Origin of the sequence: Ornithinimicrobium cerasi (assembly GCF_003702705.1) — a bacterium.
Classification (GTDB): domain Bacteria; phylum Actinomycetota; class Actinomycetes; order Actinomycetales; family Dermatophilaceae; genus Ornithinicoccus; species Ornithinicoccus cerasi.
The window spans coordinates 1-16,993 of sequence record NZ_QZMN01000002.1 but is presented as its reverse complement, the minus strand read 5'-3'; the positions used below and the strand labels follow the sequence as shown (position 1 = coordinate 16,993).

Genomic DNA, 16,993 nt, shown 5'->3' with positions numbered 1-16,993 from the left:
CCCACCCGGGGGGCGGGCTCCGGTCGTTGCGCTGAGAGCGGACACCCTCCGAACACGCCAGGGTCCCGGACGGAAAAGGCCACGCCGGGACGGCCCGGCAAGGTACCGTCGTGAGCACAGCACGGCCGAGCACGAAGGGATGTCCGCGTGGCACGTATGGGTGAGAGCAGCGACCTGCTCAAGTGCTCCTTCTGCGGGAAGAGCCAGAAACAGGTCAAGAAGCTGATCGCCGGCCCCGGCGTGTACATCTGCGACGAGTGCATCGACCTGTGCAACGAGATCATCGAGGAGGAGCTCGCCGAGTCCTCCGAGCTGGGGCTGGGCCAGCTGCCCAAGCCACGGGAGATCTTCGACTTCCTCCAGCAGTACGTCGTCGGCCAGGACCCGGCCAAGCGCGCGCTGGCGGTCGCCGTCTACAACCACTACAAGCGGATCCAGGCGGGGGAGACGCGGGTCGGTGAGGACGCGGTGGAGATCGCCAAGTCCAACATCCTGCTGATCGGCCCGACCGGCTGCGGCAAGACCTACCTCGCCCAGACGCTGGCCAAGATGCTCAACGTCCCCTTCGCGATCGCGGACGCGACCGCGCTCACCGAGGCCGGCTACGTCGGCGAGGACGTGGAGAACATCCTCCTCAAGCTCATCCAGTCCGCCGACTTCGACGTGAAGAAGGCCGAGTCGGGGATCATCTACATCGACGAGATCGACAAGATCGCGCGCAAGAGCGAGAACCCCTCGATCACCCGTGACGTCTCCGGGGAGGGCGTGCAGCAGGCCCTCCTGAAGATCCTCGAGGGCACGGTCGCCAGCGTCCCGCCGCAGGGTGGGCGCAAGCACCCGCACCAGGAGTTCATCCAGATCGACACCGCCAACGTGCTCTTCATCGTCGGCGGCGCCTTCGCCGGGATGGAGAAGCTCATCGAGGCCCGTACGGGCAAGCAGGGCCTCGGCTTCGGTGCCGAGCTGAAGTCGGCCAAGGACGCCAACGAGCAGTTCTCCGACGTGCTGCCCGAGGACCTCATGAAGTTCGGCCTCATCCCCGAGTTCATCGGTCGGCTCCCCGTCATCACCACGGTCTCGCCCCTGGACCGGGATGCGCTCGTCAACATCCTCACCGAGCCGCGCAACGCGCTCGTCAAGCAGTACCAGCGGATGTTCGAGATCGACGGGGTGGAGCTGGAGTTCGACGACGACGCCCTGGGGGCGATCGCGGACCAGGCCCTGCTGCGCGGGACCGGTGCGCGCGGCCTCCGGGCGATCCTCGAGGAGGTGCTCCTCCCGGTGATGTTCGACGTGCCCTCCGACGACGAGATCGCCAAGGTCGTCATCACCCGCGACGTCGTCCTGGAGAACGTGAACCCGACGATCGTGCGGCGCGACCTGCCGACCCGCAAGCGCCCGCCCCGCAAGGAGAGCGCCTGAGCCTGCGGGCTCGACCCGCCTCAGGCGGCTGAGGGCTTCAGGCAGGGCCTCAGGCTCTCAGGCGGCTGACGGGCCCCGCCGGCGCAGGAGGATCACGAGGGCGACGGCCAGCACCAGCAGACCGACGATGCCCGGGACGGCGCCCAGGCCGGCGGCCCGGCGCAGCGTGAGCAGGCCGGAGAGGCCCCAGACCACGACGGTTCCCGCGGCCACCACCGCGACGCGGTCGAGCCAGCGCCGCAGGACGGTCCGCGGGATCGGCGCCTGCGCGGGCACCGACGCGCACAGGGCTGCGGCGGTGTGCAGCACGAGGAGCCCGAGGGCCGCGGGCAGCAGCGCCCAGTGCCAGGTCGACGGGACGGTCGCCCACCAGGAGGCCACGGCATACCCGAGGAAGAGACCGGGCGCCAGCGTGTGCGGCTGCACCACGACGAGCAGCCCGAGGACCACCAGCCCCAGCCACGCGATCAGGTTGCCGCCGCCGGCGAGCGCGTAGGAGAGGGCGAAGAGGAGCGAGCCACCCAGAGCCACACCGCGGACCAGCAGGTGCGTACGGCTCGCCGAGCGGAGGTCGGCCCACAGGTCCAGGAGCTCCCTCATGCCGGCCGCCCGACCCGTCCGCGCCGACCGAGCTCGCGGAGCACCACGTCCAGGCTGCCCGCCCCCAGCCAGGGCACGACGGCGACCCCCTCCGCGCGGATGGCCCGCACCTCCCGGTCGCGCTCCAGCATCCGGATGCGCCACGCGGTGCGGGCCAGCGGGTCCTTCTCCGCGCTCTCCACGACCTCGCCCCGGGAGGGTTCGACGAGGGCGTCGATGACGACGACGGGCAGCCCGCGCCGGGCCAGCATCGCCGCCTGCGTGAGGGCGTCGGGGGAGACGAGGGCCGAGATCATCACCACCAGCGTGCCGGCCGAGACCCCGAGGTGGACCCGCGCGGGATCCGTCCGCTCGGCCGCCGCCGGCACGACCCGGCTGAGGGTGTCGAGGACGCGGACCCCGTGCCGTCGGCCGGTGCCGACGGGCACCGTGAGCGGGGTCCGTCCGGAGAGCACGCGCAGGCTGACCCGGTCGCCCTGGTGCAGGAAGTGCTCGGCGACCGCCGCCGCGGCCCGCACCGAGCGGTCGAGCGAGCTGGCGCGGCCCCCGACACCGCCGGAGCGGCCGAGGTCGTAGTGGGCGTCGAGCAGCACGGCGACGTGGGTGTCCTCGTCGGCGTAGCTGGAGGTGACGAACAGCTCACCTTTGCGGCGGGTCGACCGCGGCCAGTGGATGTGCCGGAGCCGGTCACCGACCTGGAACGGGCGCAGCGTGGCGAACTCGCTGCCCTGGCCGGGTCGCGCCGAGCGGTGCATCCCGACCAGACCCCGCGGGTGCGGTGCCGGTGCCGAGGAGTCGAAGGCGACCGGTTCGGGGATGGCGCGCAGCCCGAGTGGCTCGATGGCTGTCGGCCCCCACCGGAAGGAGCCCCAGGGGCTGACGGCCCCGACCTGGACCGGGCCGACGCGACGCACCCCCCACCGGGTGACCCGGACACCGACGACCAGCCGTCGCAGACCGTCGTCCAGCCGGCCCCGGGCGTCCACCACCACGCTGGTCGGCTGGATCTCGATCCCGTCGGCATCCTCGACCACGGTGCGCCGCTCCAGGGGCACGCCCTCGACGAACGGGGCGGGGGAGAGCGCGGCCGCCAGCACGTCGGCGTGCTCCACCGGCTCGACGTCCGCCACGGCCAGCGCCTGCTCACCCTCGCGGACCTGGGCGTGCGAGAGCGCGAAGCGCCGGGCGGGCAACCGGTCGGGCCGCGTCGCCAGGCTCCAGGCCATCACCATCGCGAGCGGGGAGACGAGGACGAGCAGGTCGGGCCGGCGCCACAGCAGCGCGACGGGGGCGGTCACGAGGACGACGGTCACGACGCGGACGAGGGCGGGCGCCGGCCGCCACGCGTCACCTCGTGCCATCGTCCTGGGCGACCGTGGACGCGCCCGTGCGCGACCCGGGCACCGGCACCTGGGCCAGGACGGCGTCGACCACCGCAGCGCCCCCGGTGTCGGACATCCACAGCTCGGGCTTGATCGAGATCCGGTGGTCCAGGACCGCGTGCGCGACCGCCTTGACGTCCTCGGGGGTGACGTAGTCGCGACCGTGCACCACGGCATACGCACGGCTGGTGAGCATGAGCGCGAGCGAGCCGCGCGGGGAGGCCCCGACGAGCACCGCCCGGTGCCGGCGCGTCGCGGCCGCCAGCTCGACGCAGTAGCGGGAGATGTCGTCCTCGACCGGGACCGTCTCGACGGCGTCCTGCATGGCGGCCAGGCCGGTCGCGTCCGTCACCGCGTCCAGGTGCTGGTCCTCCTGCTGGCGGGCGATGCGCCGCCGCAGCACGTCCCACTCCTCCTGCGCCGTCGGGTAGCCGAAGGAGACCCGCATGAGGAAGCGGTCCAGCTGCGCCTCGGGCAGCGGGTAGGTGCCCTCGTACTCGACGGGGTTGGCGGTCGCGAGGACGTGGAAGGGCTGGGGGAGCGCGAACGTCTGACCCTCGACCGTCACCTGGTGCTCCTGCATCGCCTCCAGCAGCGCCGACTGGGTCTTGGGGGGCGTGCGGTTGATCTCGTCGGCCAGCAGCAGGCCGGTGAAGAGGGGGCCGGGCCGGAAGGCGAACTCGCTGACCTTCTGGTCGAAGACGAAGGACCCGGTCAGGTCGCTGGGAAGCAGGTCGGGGGTGAACTGCGCACGGGTGAAGTCGAGACCGAGGGTCTGGGCGAAGGACCGGGCCGCGAGCGTCTTGCCCAGCCCGGGGAAGTCCTCGAGGAGCACGTGCCCGCGGGAGAGGACCGCGGTCAGCACGAGCGTCAGCGCCTCCCGCTTGCCGACCACCGCCTGCTCCACGCGGTCGAGCACCGCACCGGCGCGGCCGGCGACCTGGGTGACGTCGAGGGTGGTGCCGGGGGTCTGGGTCACAGCTTCTCGATCCCTTCGATGGCGGTATGCAGCGCGGTCCGGCTGCGCTTGCGCGTGTCCGTGGGCGGGGTGGTCAGGTAGCGCCACAGGTGGGGGTCCACGAGGGCGCGGGCGGCGTCGGGCTGGGTGTCGAGGTCCACGCCGTGGTGCGACCGCAGGCGCTCGGCAGCCAGCTCGCGCAGCAGGGGGTGGACCGGGTCGGGGCGGTCGCCGCGCTCGAGGGCGTCGCGCAGGTCGCGGCGGATGCTGAGCAGCCGGTAGTCCATGGCGCTGGGGGCGACCGACTCCTGGCGGGGCGTCGAGGCCCACCAGGCGCGTTCGGCATACCGGCCGGTGCGGGTGATCGCCAGGACCAGGAGCGGGAGCACGAGCGCGGCCAGGACGACGACCGCCGCCGCCTCGGCGAGCGAGTGCTGCAGCGAGCCGACGAAGAACAGCAGGGCGCCGAGCAGCAGGACACCCCCGCCCAGCGGCAGGAGGGTGCCGCGGAGTTCGCGCGGGATCACCGGCGACGCCCGCGGGGGGTCCGCCGCGCACGCGCGTCCTGCCCCGTCTGCTCGTCGGCGTCCTCGCGTGCGACCCGCTCGGCCTCGCGCGCCCGCCCCTCGGCGGCCCTGGCCTCCTCCTCCTCCTGGACCCGGCGGCGCAGGTCGGCGTGGATGCGGTCGAGCGCGTCGACGGCGGCCTCGCGCTGCTCCTCGGTGACGGGGTGCCGGGAGAAGCGGGCCTCCCGGTAGGCGTCGGAGAGGTCGGCGATGGCGCGGGGATCGACCTCCCAGCGGGACAGGACGCGGGAGGTGAGCTCGGCGGCGGTCTCGCTGGCGCTCGCCCGGAGCCCGGCTCGCTGCACGGCCTCCTCGAGGGCCACCCAGCAGGCGACGACGCCGTTGCGCGGGTCGCCCTCGGCGAGCGCCTGCCAGCGGACCTCGTCGCTCGTCGCCTCGAGCAGCGCCACGAGCTCGTCCTCCTCGGCCGTGACCCGGCGGTCCCTCTCCTCGAGGCGCTGACGGGCCAGCCAGCGCAGCAGGAGCAGCACGGCGGTGAGGACGGCCATGAGGAACAGGGCGGTCAGCAGGTCGACCAGCCACTCCGTCGAGGCGGTGGCGCGCTCCGGCCCGGTCTCCGGTTCGGCTCCCGGCTCGAGAGTCGGCAGCAGGGGCTCGCCGGTCTCGGCCCGCGGCGGGCCCCACGTCCCCTGCGGCTCGGTCACCAGCGGCGCTCCGCTGCTCGACCCCCACACCAGGACGACCAGGACGGCGAGCACAGCCAGCAGCGCGACGGCCACTGTCGACCTCGTGCCCCGGCGCATGTGCGTCACCCTATGTCGACGCCGCGCCGTGACGAAGCGCCCGCGGCGTGGTGCCCGGGTGCCGGGTCAGGGCTGCGGCTGGTCGAGCACCAGTTCCACGTCGCGGACGACCAGCTCCTGCGCGCCGTCCTCGAAGGTGATCCGACCCGTCACCTTGCCGGCGGCGCGCAGGTCACCAAGGGCAGCACGGACCTGGTCCAGCTGCGCGGCGGGGGCGCTGATCGTCGCGGCCGAGATCCCGGTACGCATCTTGACCTTGGCCTCCGACTTCGCCTTGCGCAGGCCGGTGAGCGCCTGGCCCACGGTGCCCAGCAGGGCGGCGTCACCACGCTCGGTCGCGGTGGCGAGCTCGTCGGCCGTCGGCCAGGGCTGGACGTGCACGGACGAGCCCTCCTCGTGCCACCACGACCACACCTCCTCGGTCGCGAACGAGAGGACCGGGGCGAACAGGCGCAGCTGGACCGACAGGGCCAGGCGCAGGGCCGCCCGCGCCGACAGGGTCTGCGGCGAGGGATCGGTCGTGGGCCCTGCGTCGGAGAAGGCACCGCCGTAGGCCCGCTCCTTCACGAGCTCGAGGTAGTCGTCGCAGAAGGTCCAGAAGAATGACTCGGTCGCGTCGAGAGCGGTGGAGTAGTCCCACGACTCGTAGGCCGCGGTCGCCCGGTCGACCACGCGCGCCAGCCCGGCGAGCATCGAGCGGTCGACCTGCTCGGTCACCAGGGAGGTCGGCTCGACGCCGTCGGGCAGCTCGCCGAAGCCCAGCGCGAAGTTGCTGGCGTTGAGCAGCTTGATCGCGAGGCGCCGCCCCACCTTGACCTGGTTGGGGTCGTCGATGGTGTCCACGCCCGGGCGCGCGGCGGCGGACCAGTACCGGACCGCGTCGGTGCCGTGCTGCCGGAGCATGTCGACGGGCGTGGTGGCGTTGCCCTTGGACTTGCTCATCTTCTTGCGGTCGGGGTCGAGGATCCAGCCGTTGATGGAGGCGTCGCTCCAGGGCAGCGTGCCGTGCTCGTAGTGGGCCCGGACGACGGAGGCGAAGAGCCAGGTCCGGATGATGTCATGACCCTGGGGCCGCATGTCGAAGGGGAAGACCTTGGCGAACAGCGCGCTGTCGTTGCCCAGCTCACCGTCGGGGGCCCCGGCCACCGGCCACCCCGCCGCGATCTGGGGGCTGAGCGAGGACGTGGCCCAGGTGTCCATGATGTCCGGGTCGCCGGTAAAGCCCCCCGGCTGGTCGCGCTGGTCCTCGGTGTACCCCTCCGGCACGTCGGACATCGGGTCGACGGGCAGCCGTGACTCGGCCGGCACCAGGACGGTGTCGTGGTCGACCTCCCCGTCCGCGCCCACGGCATACCAGACCGGGATCTGGACCCCGAAGAAGCGCTGCCGGCTGACCAGCCAGTCGCCGTTGAGGCCCTCCACCCAGTTGCGGTAGCGGGCGCGCATGAAGCCGGGGTGGAAGGCGAGCTCGTCGCCGCGCGCGAGGAGGTCGTTGCGGACGGCCTCGTCCTTGCCGCCGTTGCGGATGAACCACTGGCGGCTGGTGACGATCTCCAGCGGCTTGTCGCCCTTCTCGTAGAAGTTGGCCTTGCGCTGGGTCGTCTGCGGCTCGCCGTCGAGATCCCCGGAGGCGCGGAGGGCGGCCACCACCGCCTCGCGCGCCGCGTGCGTGGTGCGCCCGGCGAGCTGCTCGGCGTACAGCGCCTCGCCGGGGCCGCCGGTGATCCACTCGGGTGTCTCGGCCTGCAGGCGGCCGGCGCGGGTGATGACGGAACGGGTGGGCAGGTCGAGCTCGCGCCACCACTGGACGTCGGTCATGTCGCCGAAGGTGCAGCACATCGCGATCCCCGCCCCCTTGTCCATCTCCGCGAGCGGGTGCGCCAGCACGGGCACCTCGACGCCGAACAGGGGCGAGGTCACCGTCGAGCCGAAGAGGTGCTGGTAGCGCTCGTCCTCGGGGTGGGCGATCAGGGCCACGACCGAGCCGATCAGCTCGGGGCGTGTCGTCTCGATGTGGACCGGCCCGCCGTCGGCCCGGTGGTAGGCGACCCGGTGGTAGGCGCCGGGGTAGTCGCGCGCCTCGAGCTCGGCCTGCGCCACCGCGGTCTGGAAGGTGATGTCCCACAGGCCGGGCGCCTCGGCCTGGTAGGCCTCCCCGCGCGCCAGGTTGCGCAGGAACGCCTGCTGGGCGACGGCCCGCGAGCGGTCGTCGATCGTGCGGTACTGGACGTTCCAGTCCAGCGCGAGGCCGAGCCGGCGGAAGGTGTCCTCGAACGCCTTCTCGTCCATCACCGTGAGCTCCTCGCAGAGCTCGATGAAGTTGGCGCGCCCCACGGGGACCTGGTCGGCGGCCCGCGTGCTGCGGCCCTCGCCCCCCTGCTGCGGCGGGGTGAAGCCGGGGTCGTAGGGCAGGGAGGCGTCACCGCGCACGCCGTAGTAGTTCTGGACGCGGCGCTCGGTCGGCAGCCCGTTGTCGTCCCAGCCGATCGGGTAGAAGACGTGCTTGCCGGTCATCCGGTGGTAGCGGGCCAGGCAGTCGGCCTGGGTGTAGCCGAAGACGTGACCGAGGTGCAGGCTGCCCGAGGCGGTCGGCGGCGGGGTGTCCACCGCGAAGATCTGGCTGCGGTCCGCCTGCAGCGCCGCCTCGCGGTCGAAGGCGTAGACGTCGTTCTCCCTCCACACCCGGACCCACTTGTCCTCCAGGCCGTCGACGGACGGGCGCTCGGGCAGGGTGGCCGGGCGCGGGGGGTCGAGAGGGCGTGCGCTGAACGTCATACCGGGGATTCTCCCAGACCGTGCGCGGTGCTCCCGCGGAGCGTCTACGGAGGTCACCGTTTGGTAAACGATGCCGGGATGTGATTGACCTCACGTCTGCCCGCACCCACCGTATGGGGATGACCGGATACAGAGCGGTGCCCATGTCCCCTGTCGAGGACCCGCAGTGGGTCACCGACATCGAGACGAGGGTCGACAGCGCCTTCACCAGCATCACGTACTGGTCGGGGGAGGTCATCTTCTTCACCCTCCCCGGCATCCCGCAGATGCCGTTCGTGGTGATGTGGCTGGTCGCCGCGGCGATCATCATCACGATCTACCTCGGCTTCATCCAGTTCCGCGGCCTCAAGGTGGCCTTCGAGACGATCCGGGGCCGTTACTCCTCGGCCGACGACCCCGGTGAGATCCCGCACTACCAGGCGCTGACCTCCGCGGTCTCCGGCACCGTGGGCCTGGGCAACATCGCCGGGGTCGGCGCCGCCGTCACCCTGGGCGGCCCGGGTGCCACGTTCTGGATGATCCTCGCCGGCCTGCTCGGGATGGCGACGAAGTTCGCCGAGTGCACGCTGGGCGTGAAGTACCGCAAGATCCACGAGGACGGCACCGTCGCCGGCGGACCCTTCACCTACCTCCCGGTGGCCTTCGCGAGGTTCCCGAAGTTCCTCTCCGTCTTCCTCACCGGCCTCTTCGCCGTCGCGATCCTCTTCTTCGGCGTCGGCGGCGGCAACATGTTCCAGGCCAACCAGACCTACGCCCAGACCGTGACGGTCATCGACCCCGACGGCTCCGGCTGGATCTCCACGGTCAGCGGCTCTCTCGTCTTCGGCCTCGTCCTCGCCGGCATCATCGGCGCCGTCATCATCGGCGGGATGAAGTCGATCGGCCGGGTGACCTCGACCCTGGTGCCGGTCATGGGCGGCATCTACATCCTGGCCTGCATCGTCGTCATCCTGGGCAACCTGGAGCACGTCTTCCCCGCCATCGGCGAGATCATCTCCGGTGCCTTCACCGCCGAGGGCGTCACCGGCGGCATCGTCGGCGCGCTCGTCGTCGGCCTGACCCGCGCGGCGTTCTCCAACGAGGCCGGTCTCGGCTCGGCCCCGATCGCGCACTCGGTGGTCAAGACGCGCCGGCCGGTGTCCGAGGGTTTCGTGGCTCTCTTCGAGCCGTTCATCGACACCGTCATCATCTGCACGATGACGGCGCTGACCATCGTCATCGCGGACACCACCTTCTACAACGACGCCCGCGCGTTCACCTTCGAGGACGGGGACCGCTACGACCCCGACTACGGGCTCTCCGGCGTCGAGGTCACCTCGAGCGCCTTCGGCGAGCACATCAGCTGGTTCCCGATCGTGCTGGCCGTCGCGGTCGCGCTCTTCGCGATCTCCACGCTCATCACCTGGTCCTACTACGGCCAGCGCGCCTGGAACCACCTCTTCGGCGACACCAGGACCTCGACGACCATCTACCGCTTCGTCTTCCTGTTCTTCACCGTGGCCGGGACGCTGCTCACCTTCGGCCAGGTCCTGGCTTTCGCGGACAACTTCCTCTTCGTCTGCGCCTTCGTCAACCTGCTCGGCGTCTACCTGCTGCTGCCGACGATCAAGCGGGAGATGAACGAGTTCCTCGCCGACCGCGCCAGCGGCAAGCTCGCGCAGCTCGGGCTGCCGGACTCCGAGAAGACGGTCCCGATCTCCGAGCTCGCCGGCGAGAACCAGATCGTCGACGCCTCGGGTCGCAACCGGGTCGCCGCGGGCGTGGGTGCGGAGGACCTGCGCGAGCGGACCGGCACGATGGTCAAGGAGGAGGGTGGCGGCTGGACGCACGAGCGCGACCTCGACGACGACGGCTTCGGCCGCGGCGGGACGACGACCCCGGTGCCGCCGCCGCACCTGCGTCGCCACGGTCGCCACGAGGAGGCGCTGGACCCCGACGACGACGGCTTCGGCCGCGGCGGCACCACCGTGCCGGAGGACCTGCCGCACCGCCGCCCCCACGGCAGGCACGAGGCCGACGGGGAGCCGGACGGCCCGCGCGAGGACGACCCCCGCACCTGACCGGGTGGGAGTCGCCACCCTCTGACCACCGACCTCCAGCGCTCACTCAGCGCTGGAGGTCGGTGCCTGTCCCGGGCCGTCCGCCCCGCGGTGCCCCTGGCCCCGGGTCCCCCAGAGCCCGCCGACGTCTCGCCGGACGGGCACATCGGCTCAGATCGGCGCGAACGGCGAGACGCGGCCCCGATGTGCCCCGCCTCCGGCACGCCGCCCCGTGCCTCAGGCGATGCCGCGCCCAGGGTTCATGATCCCGAGCGGGTCGAAGAGGGCCTTGAGAGCCCGCTGCCGCACCACCTCGTCCGGCCCGAGCTCCTCGGCGAGCCAGCGCACCTTCTGCTGGCCCACCCCGTGCTCGCCGGTGAGGGTGCCGCCGAGGGCCCAGGCCGCCCGCACCAGGTCGTCGAACGCGGCCGTCGCCGCGGCCAGGCTGGCCGGGTCGCTCTCGTCGTAGAAGAAGCACGGGTGCAGGTTGCCGTCGCCGGCGTGACCGCCGCAGGTCGCCTCCAGCCCGCGACGCGCCGCGATCCCGTGGACCTGCTCGACAAGCTCGCCCAGCCGCCCCACCGGCACGCACACGTCCTCGATGAACCTCGGACCCCTCGCCTGCAACGCCGGGTTGAGGACGCGTCTGCCCTCGAGCAGGAGGTCGGACTCGAGCCGGTCCTCGGCGACGGCCACGTCGGAGGCCCCGGCGGCGGTGAGCGCGGCGGCATACTCCTGCACGTCCGCGCCGGCGGAGCCGGGCCGGTCCGACTGCACCAGGAGCACCCCGCCGCTGCCGGAGGGGAAGCCGTAGTCGCCGTAGGCCTGGACCGCGTCCACGCTCGGCCCGTCGAGCATCTCCAGCAGGCTCGGGGTATGCCGCAGCTCCCGGAGTGCGCCCACGCCCGCCATCGTGGCGGCCAGGGTCGGGAAGACGGCCAGCACCGTGAGCGCCGGGTCGCCCAGGGGCACCAGCCGCAGCACGGCCTCGGTGACGACGCCGAGCGTGCCCTCGGACCCGACGACGAGCCCCGTCAGGTCATAGCCCGCGACGCCCTTGGCCGTGCGGCGCCCGGTCCGCACCACCTCACCCCCGGGGAGCACGACCTCCAGGCCGCGGACGTAGTCGGCCGTGACGCCGTACTTCACGCAGCACAGCCCGCCCGCGTTCGTCGCCACGTTGCCCCCGATCGTGCAGGAGTCCGAGCTCGCGGGGTCCGGCGGGTAGAGGAGGTCGTGCTCGGCCGCCACCGCCTTCAGGTCGGCGTTGATCACCCCCGGCCCCACCACCGCGGTGCGCTCGACGGGGTCGACGACCAGGGACCGCATCGCCGCGGTGGACAGCACGATGCCGCCGGCCAGCGCGCCGGCGGCCCCCGTCGTCGAGGTGCGCGCCCCCTGGGGGACGACCGGGACCCGGTGCGCGGCGGCATACCGGAGGGTGGTGACGACGTCCTCGCGCGAGCGGGCGCGGACCACCGTGAAGCCGTCGGTGTCCGGCGCCACGGCCTGGGGCCAGGCGTCCACGGCGAACCCCGCGGCGACGGCGGGGTCGGTGACCACGCGGTCGCCGAGGAGCTCGCGGAGGCGGTCGGTGTGCGTGGCCACGGGACGAGCCTACGAGGCTGTGGACAACTCGTCGTGCCCTCGTCGGCACCGGTCATCCTGGGGCGGTGAGCGCCGATCCCTGGACCGAGGCCGTCGTGCCGCTGCTGGCGGCGCAGGACAGCCTGGTCACCTCGACCCAGCTCCGCCACCTCGGCGTGAGCGCCGAGGTGCTGCGGCGGTGGGTCGGTGCGGGCGACCTGGTGAGGCTGAGGCGCAACGTGCTCGTCGACGGCACGGTATGGCGTGCCGCACCTCCGTGGGAACGGCACCTCATCCGGGCCCGGGGCGTCATGATGGACCGGCAGGGCGGCCCGCCCGTCGCCCTCAGCCACCACAGCGCGATGGCCGTGATGGGCCTGTCCATCCACGGCGTGGACGACCTCGTGCACCTGGTGACCGTGGGCGGCACGCAGACCCGTCGCCGCGGCGGGCTGGTGCAGCATGCGTGCGTCGGGGAGGGCCGGGTCACGGACGCCTTCGGCCTGCCGACCGTGATGCCGGCCGTGGCCTGCGTCCAGGTCGCGGCCCAGTTCGGCGTGGAGCCGGGGGTCGTGGGAGCCGACTCGGCGCTGCGCCTGGGGCTGTGCCGTCGCGAGGACCTGGAGGCGCTGGGCGGGTGGCGATGGCTCGGGCGCGGCAGGACCGCGGCCTCGATCGTCATCGGGCGTGCCGACGGCCGGCACGAGAGCGCGGGGGAGTCGCGCACCGCCTGGGTCCTGCACCGGCTCGGATATCGCGACGTGCGGCCGCAGGTGAGCATCGTCGACGGGCAGGGGCGCTTCGTCGCGCGGGTCGACTTCCTGGTCGGGCCACGGGTGGTCGTCGAGTTCGACGGGATGCTGAAGTACGCGTCGCCGGCGGACCTGACGGCGGAGAAGCGGCGCGAGGACCGCCTGCGCAGCCTGGGCTACGAGGTCGTGCGCCTCACCTGGGCCGACCTGGCCCGTCCCGAGGTCGTCCACGCCCGGATCCAGGCGGCCCTGGCACGGGCCCGCACCCGCGCGGGGTGAGCCTGGAGTCGGCGACGACCGGCCGGAAAGGGTGGTGACCCACCGGCTATAGCGGGCCGGTCATAGCATGTTCTGGCGTTTGAACCCGTCCTGACGGGTGGACGCAGGTCCTGGCCGGCGGGGCCGGTGACGCCAGCCGCTAGGATGTCGGGCACAGGCGTCCGAGCCGTGATCAGCGGCGAGCCTGCGGAAGAACGGCCCCCGCGACCCGGCGGGTGCGCCTGCTAGAACCGCACGGGTCGGCCCGTCACAGCCGGTGAAGCGAGTGGTGCGACGTCTTCCCGAGGGGTATGACGTGGCGCAAGCGAGGTGGTACCGCGGTACCCACCGGCCTCCGGGCCAGTGCGGTGTCGTCCTCGGGCACGAGTACCGCACACCGCACCACCACCCGAGGAGCCGCCCCCCATGGCCTACCCGCTCAGCAGCACGTCCGGCGCCGCGCTGACCAGCTCGCCGCGCTTCCCGGCGATCGAGGAGGCGGTGCTGGCCCACTGGCGCGTGCACGACACCTTCGTCCGCAGCGTCGAGCAGCGGCCCGCGGGGGAGAACGGCGCCAACGAGTACGTCTTCTACGACGGGCCGCCGTTCGCCAACGGGCTGCCGCACTACGGCCACCTGCTCACCGGCTACGTCAAGGACGTCGTGCCGCGCTACCAGACGATGCGCGGCCGGCGGGTGGAGCGCCGCTTCGGCTGGGACACCCACGGCCTGCCCGCCGAGCTCGAGGCGATGAGCCAGCTGGGCATCAAGACCAAGGACGAGATCCTCGAGCTGGGGATCGAGGCCTTCAACGACAAGTGCCGCGACTCGGTGCTGCGCTACACCCAGGAGTGGGAGGACTACGTCACCCGCCAGGCCCGCTGGGTGGACTTCGGCAACGACTACAAGACGCTCAACGTCGACTACATGGAGTCGGTGCTGTGGGCGTTCAAGAGCCTGTACGACAAGGGCCTGGTCTACGAGGGCTACCGCGTCCTCCCCTACTGCTGGAACGACCAGACCCCCCTGTCCAACCACGAGCTGCGGATGGACGACGAGGTCTACCAGGTCCGTCAGGACCCGGCGGTCACCGTGGGCGTGCGCCTGCTGCCCGGCGAGCGGCCCGACGAGGTGCTGGACGGGGCGCTCGTGCTCGTCTGGACCACCACGCCCTGGACGCTGCCCGCCAACCTCGCCGTCATGGTCGGCGAGGACATCGAGTACGTCGTGGTGAGGGCCCCCCTCCCCGGTGCCGGGAAGGCGGCCGACGGGTCCGCCGGCGCGGGGGAGCGATACCTCCTCGCCAAGGAGCGGCTGACGGCCTACACCGCCGAGCTGGGGGAGTCGCCCGAGGTCCTGGGGACGTACTCCGGGGCCGAGCTCGCCGGGCGCTCCTACGTGCCACCGTTCAGCTACTACCAGGGCTGGGCGCGCGCCCACCGGCTCGTCGTGGCGGAGTTCGTCACCACCACCGACGGCACCGGCCTGGTGCACACCGCCGGCGCCTTCGGTGAGGACGACAAGGTGGTCACCGACCGCGAGGGGATCGAGCCGGTCATGCCGGTCGGCTCGGACGGCGCCTTCCTGCACCCGGTCGTCGAGTACGGCGGGATGCTCGTCTTCGACGCCAACGCCCCCATCATCGACCACCTCAGGGCGGCGACCCGCAACCAGCGGGGCGGCCCTGACGACGAGCGCCGCGAGACCGGCGCGGTGACCGAGGGGACGGTGCTGCTGCGCCGGGAGACCTACGCGCACTCCTACCCGCACTGCTGGCGCTGCCGGGAGCCGCTGATCTACAAGGCCGTCTCGTCCTGGTTCGTCGAGGTGACGCGGATCAAGGACGACATGCTGCGTGCCAACGAGGAGATCACCTGGGTCCCCGAGCACGTCAAGCACGGCCAGTTCGGCAAGTGGCTGGAGAATGCCCGCGACTGGTCGATCTCGCGCAACCGCTTCTGGGGCAGCCCGATCCCGGTCTGGCGGTCGGACGACCCGCAGTACCCGCGCATCGACGTCTACGGCTCGCTCGCGCAGATCGAGCGCGACTTCGGCACCCTCCCGCGCGACCGGGACGGCCAGGTCGACCTGCACCGGCCGTTCGTCGACGAGCTGACCCGGCCCAACCCGGACGACCCGACGGGCCGCAGCACCATGCGCCGCGTCGAGGACGTGCTGGACGTGTGGTTCGACTCCGGGTCGATGAGCTACGCCCAGGTTCACTACCCCTTCCAGAACGCCGACTGGTTCGAGCACCACTTCCCGGCCGACTTCATCGTCGAGTACATCGGCCAGACGCGCGGCTGGTTCTACACGCTGCACGTCCTGGCGACCGCACTGTTCGACCGGCCGGCCTTCTCGACCTGCATCAGCCACGGGATCGTCCTGGGCAACGACGGGCAGAAGATGTCGAAGTCGTTGAAGAACTACCCCGACGTGCGCGAGGTCTTCAGCCGTGACGGCGCCGACGCGATGCGGTGGTTCCTCATGTCGAGCCCGATCCTGCGCGGCGGCAACCTCGTCGTGACCGAGCAGGGCATCCGCGACGGTGTGCGCCAGACGATGATCCCGCTGTGGAACGCGTGGTACTTCTTCGGCCTCTACGCCAACGTCGCCGGCTACCAGGCGCGCTGGTCGACCGACTCGACCCACGAGCTCGACCGCTACATCCTGGCCAAGACCCGCGAGTTCGTCGAGACCGCGCAGGGCGCCTTCGACCGCAACGAGATCGCGACCGCCTGCGACACCATCCGCGAGTTCGTCGACGTGCTGACCAACTGGTACGTCCGGCGCTCGCGCGACCGCTTCTGGAAGGAGGACGAGGCTGCCTTCGACACGCTCTTCACGGTGCTCGAGGTGACCTGCCGCGTCGCCGCGCCGCTCCTTCCGCTGCTCACCGAGGAGGTATGGCGTGGTCTCACCGGGGGCGAGTCGGTGCACCTCACCGACTGGCCGGCCGCCGAGGACCTGCCCGCCGACCACGAGCTGGTGGAGGCGATGGACACCGTCCGCGAGGTGTGCTCGGTGACGCTGGGGGTGCGCAAGGCCGAGCAGCTGCGGGTCCGCCTGCCGCTGTCGCGGCTGACGGTGGTCACCGCGCACGCGGACGGCCTGGCCGCGCACCCGGGCCTGGCGGACATCGTGCGGGACGAGGTCAACGTGCGGGAGGTGGTGGTGCTGGACCTGCAGGACGCCTCGGCCGCGGACTTCGGCGTGGAGCAGCGACTCACCGTCAACGCCCGCGCCGCCGGACCGCGGCTCGGCCGGGACGTGCAGTCCGCGATCAGGGGGTCGAAGTCCGGCGACTGGTCGGTGGCCGAGGACGGGACCGTCACCGCCGGCGGCCTGGAGCTGGCCGAGGGGGAGTACGCGCTGGAGACCGTCGTCTCGGACGCGGCCGGCGGGTCTCAGGTCACGGCCATGCTGCGCCGCCACGGCGGCGGCTTCGTCGTGCTGGACACCGAGGTCACCGAGGACCTGGCCCGCGAGGGCCTGGCCCGCGACCTCATCCGCGCGGTCCAGGGTGCCCGCAAGGAGGCCGGCCTCGAGGTCACCGACCGGATCAGCCTCACCGTCGTCGGCGACGACGACGTGTGGCGCGCCTCGGAGGCGCACCAGAAGCTCGTCATGGACGAGACCCTCGCGGTGCAGTTCGGGGCGGCCGGTTCCGGCACCCCGCTGCCGCGGCCCAGGCACCACGGACTCGGCGGAGGCACCGATCCCGACGGGAGCACCCAGCCCCGCCCCACGGCATACACGACCACGGCCGACCTCGGTGCGGGCCGGACGGTCGACCTCCTGATCAGCAAGGTGGAGATCCGATGAGAAGCCCTGTGTCAACCCGTCGCGGCCATGGCCTCCTGGGTGGGGTTGGTGAGGAGGCGTTGGAG

11 protein-coding genes are annotated in these 16,993 nt (G+C 72.4%); 4 read left to right on the top strand and 7 right to left on the bottom strand.

Annotated features, from left to right (window positions below; translation table 11 throughout):
- The first annotated feature begins 147 nt into the window (after positions 1 to 147).
- Positions 148 to 1,422, top strand: a complete 1,275-nt coding sequence (clpX, locus tag D4B81_RS01965; protein ID WP_122260866.1) for an ATP-dependent Clp protease ATP-binding subunit ClpX — start codon at positions 148 to 150, stop codon at positions 1,420 to 1,422.
- Positions 1,423 to 1,479: 57 nt separating this feature from the next.
- Here clpX and D4B81_RS01960 read toward each other — a convergent pair whose 3' ends face one another.
- The 6 genes from D4B81_RS01960 to valS form a co-directional block, all read right to left on the bottom strand.
- Positions 1,480 to 2,022, bottom strand: coding sequence for a hypothetical protein (locus tag D4B81_RS01960; RefSeq protein WP_122260865.1), 543 nt, complete (start codon positions 2,020 to 2,022; stop codon positions 1,480 to 1,482).
- Positions 2,019 to 3,383 (bottom strand): DUF58 domain-containing protein, encoded by a 1,365-nt coding sequence (locus D4B81_RS01955; RefSeq protein ID WP_122260864.1) that lies wholly within the window; start codon positions 3,381 to 3,383, stop codon positions 2,019 to 2,021. The genes D4B81_RS01960 and D4B81_RS01955 overlap by 4 nt, the downstream gene beginning before the upstream one ends.
- Positions 3,370 to 4,383, bottom strand: coding sequence for an AAA family ATPase (locus D4B81_RS01950; protein WP_122260863.1), 1,014 nt, complete (start codon positions 4,381 to 4,383; stop codon positions 3,370 to 3,372). The genes D4B81_RS01955 and D4B81_RS01950 overlap by 14 nt, the downstream gene beginning before the upstream one ends.
- Positions 4,380 to 4,889, bottom strand: a complete 510-nt coding sequence (locus D4B81_RS01945; RefSeq protein ID WP_122260862.1) for a hypothetical protein — start codon at positions 4,887 to 4,889, stop codon at positions 4,380 to 4,382. The genes D4B81_RS01950 and D4B81_RS01945 overlap by 4 nt, the downstream gene beginning before the upstream one ends.
- Positions 4,886 to 5,692 (bottom strand): DUF4129 domain-containing protein, encoded by an 807-nt coding sequence (locus D4B81_RS01940; RefSeq protein ID WP_122260861.1) that lies wholly within the window; start codon positions 5,690 to 5,692, stop codon positions 4,886 to 4,888. Before D4B81_RS01940 ends, D4B81_RS01945 begins: the two co-directional genes overlap by 4 nt.
- Before the next feature lie 66 nt (positions 5,693 to 5,758).
- A complete protein-coding gene (valS, locus tag D4B81_RS01935; RefSeq protein WP_122260860.1) occupies positions 5,759 to 8,467 on the bottom strand; it encodes a valine--tRNA ligase in 2,709 nt (902 codons plus the stop codon).
- Positions 8,468 to 8,586: 119 nt separating this feature from the next.
- Between valS and D4B81_RS01930 the strand changes: the two genes are divergently transcribed.
- The gene (locus D4B81_RS01930) at positions 8,587 to 10,527 is read left to right on the top strand and encodes an alanine/glycine:cation symporter family protein (RefSeq protein WP_122261104.1); all 1,941 of its coding nucleotides are present in this window, start codon (positions 8,587 to 8,589) and stop codon (positions 10,525 to 10,527) included.
- 216 nt (positions 10,528 to 10,743) lie between these two features.
- Here the strand turns inward: D4B81_RS01930 and D4B81_RS01925 are convergent, their stop codons facing one another.
- Positions 10,744 to 12,114, bottom strand: a complete 1,371-nt coding sequence (locus D4B81_RS01925; protein ID WP_122260859.1) for an FAD-binding oxidoreductase — start codon at positions 12,112 to 12,114, stop codon at positions 10,744 to 10,746.
- Between the two features lie 65 nt (positions 12,115 to 12,179).
- Between D4B81_RS01925 and D4B81_RS01920 the strand changes: the two genes are divergently transcribed.
- Positions 12,180 to 13,124 (top strand): type IV toxin-antitoxin system AbiEi family antitoxin domain-containing protein, encoded by a 945-nt coding sequence (locus tag D4B81_RS01920; RefSeq protein WP_122260858.1) that lies wholly within the window; start codon positions 12,180 to 12,182, stop codon positions 13,122 to 13,124.
- Positions 13,125 to 13,529: 405 nt separating this feature from the next.
- Positions 13,530 to 16,928 carry an isoleucine--tRNA ligase gene (gene ileS, locus D4B81_RS01915; protein WP_122260857.1) on the top strand — a complete coding sequence of 1,133 codons (3,399 nt, stop codon included), beginning with the start codon at positions 13,530 to 13,532 and terminating at the stop codon, positions 16,926 to 16,928.
- Positions 16,929 to 16,993 lie beyond the last annotated feature (65 nt).

What these genes read in the sequence shown, in the direction of transcription:
- valS (WP_122260860.1), bottom strand. Translation starts at nt 8,467, where the DNA reads ATGACGTTCAGCGCACGCCCTCTCGACCCCCCGCGCCCGGCCACCCTG.
- ileS (WP_122260857.1), top strand. Translation starts at nt 13,530, where the DNA reads ATGGCCTACCCGCTCAGCAGCACGTCCGGCGCCGCGCTGACCAGCTCG.
- D4B81_RS01955 (WP_122260864.1), bottom strand. Translation starts at nt 3,383, where the DNA reads ATGGCACGAGGTGACGCGTGGCGGCCGGCGCCCGCCCTCGTCCGCGTC.
- D4B81_RS01940 (WP_122260861.1), bottom strand. Translation starts at nt 5,692, where the DNA reads ATGCGCCGGGGCACGAGGTCGACAGTGGCCGTCGCGCTGCTGGCTGTG.
- D4B81_RS01960 (WP_122260865.1), bottom strand. Translation starts at nt 2,022, where the DNA reads ATGAGGGAGCTCCTGGACCTGTGGGCCGACCTCCGCTCGGCGAGCCGT.
- D4B81_RS01930 (WP_122261104.1), top strand. Translation starts at nt 8,587, where the DNA reads ATGACCGGATACAGAGCGGTGCCCATGTCCCCTGTCGAGGACCCGCAG.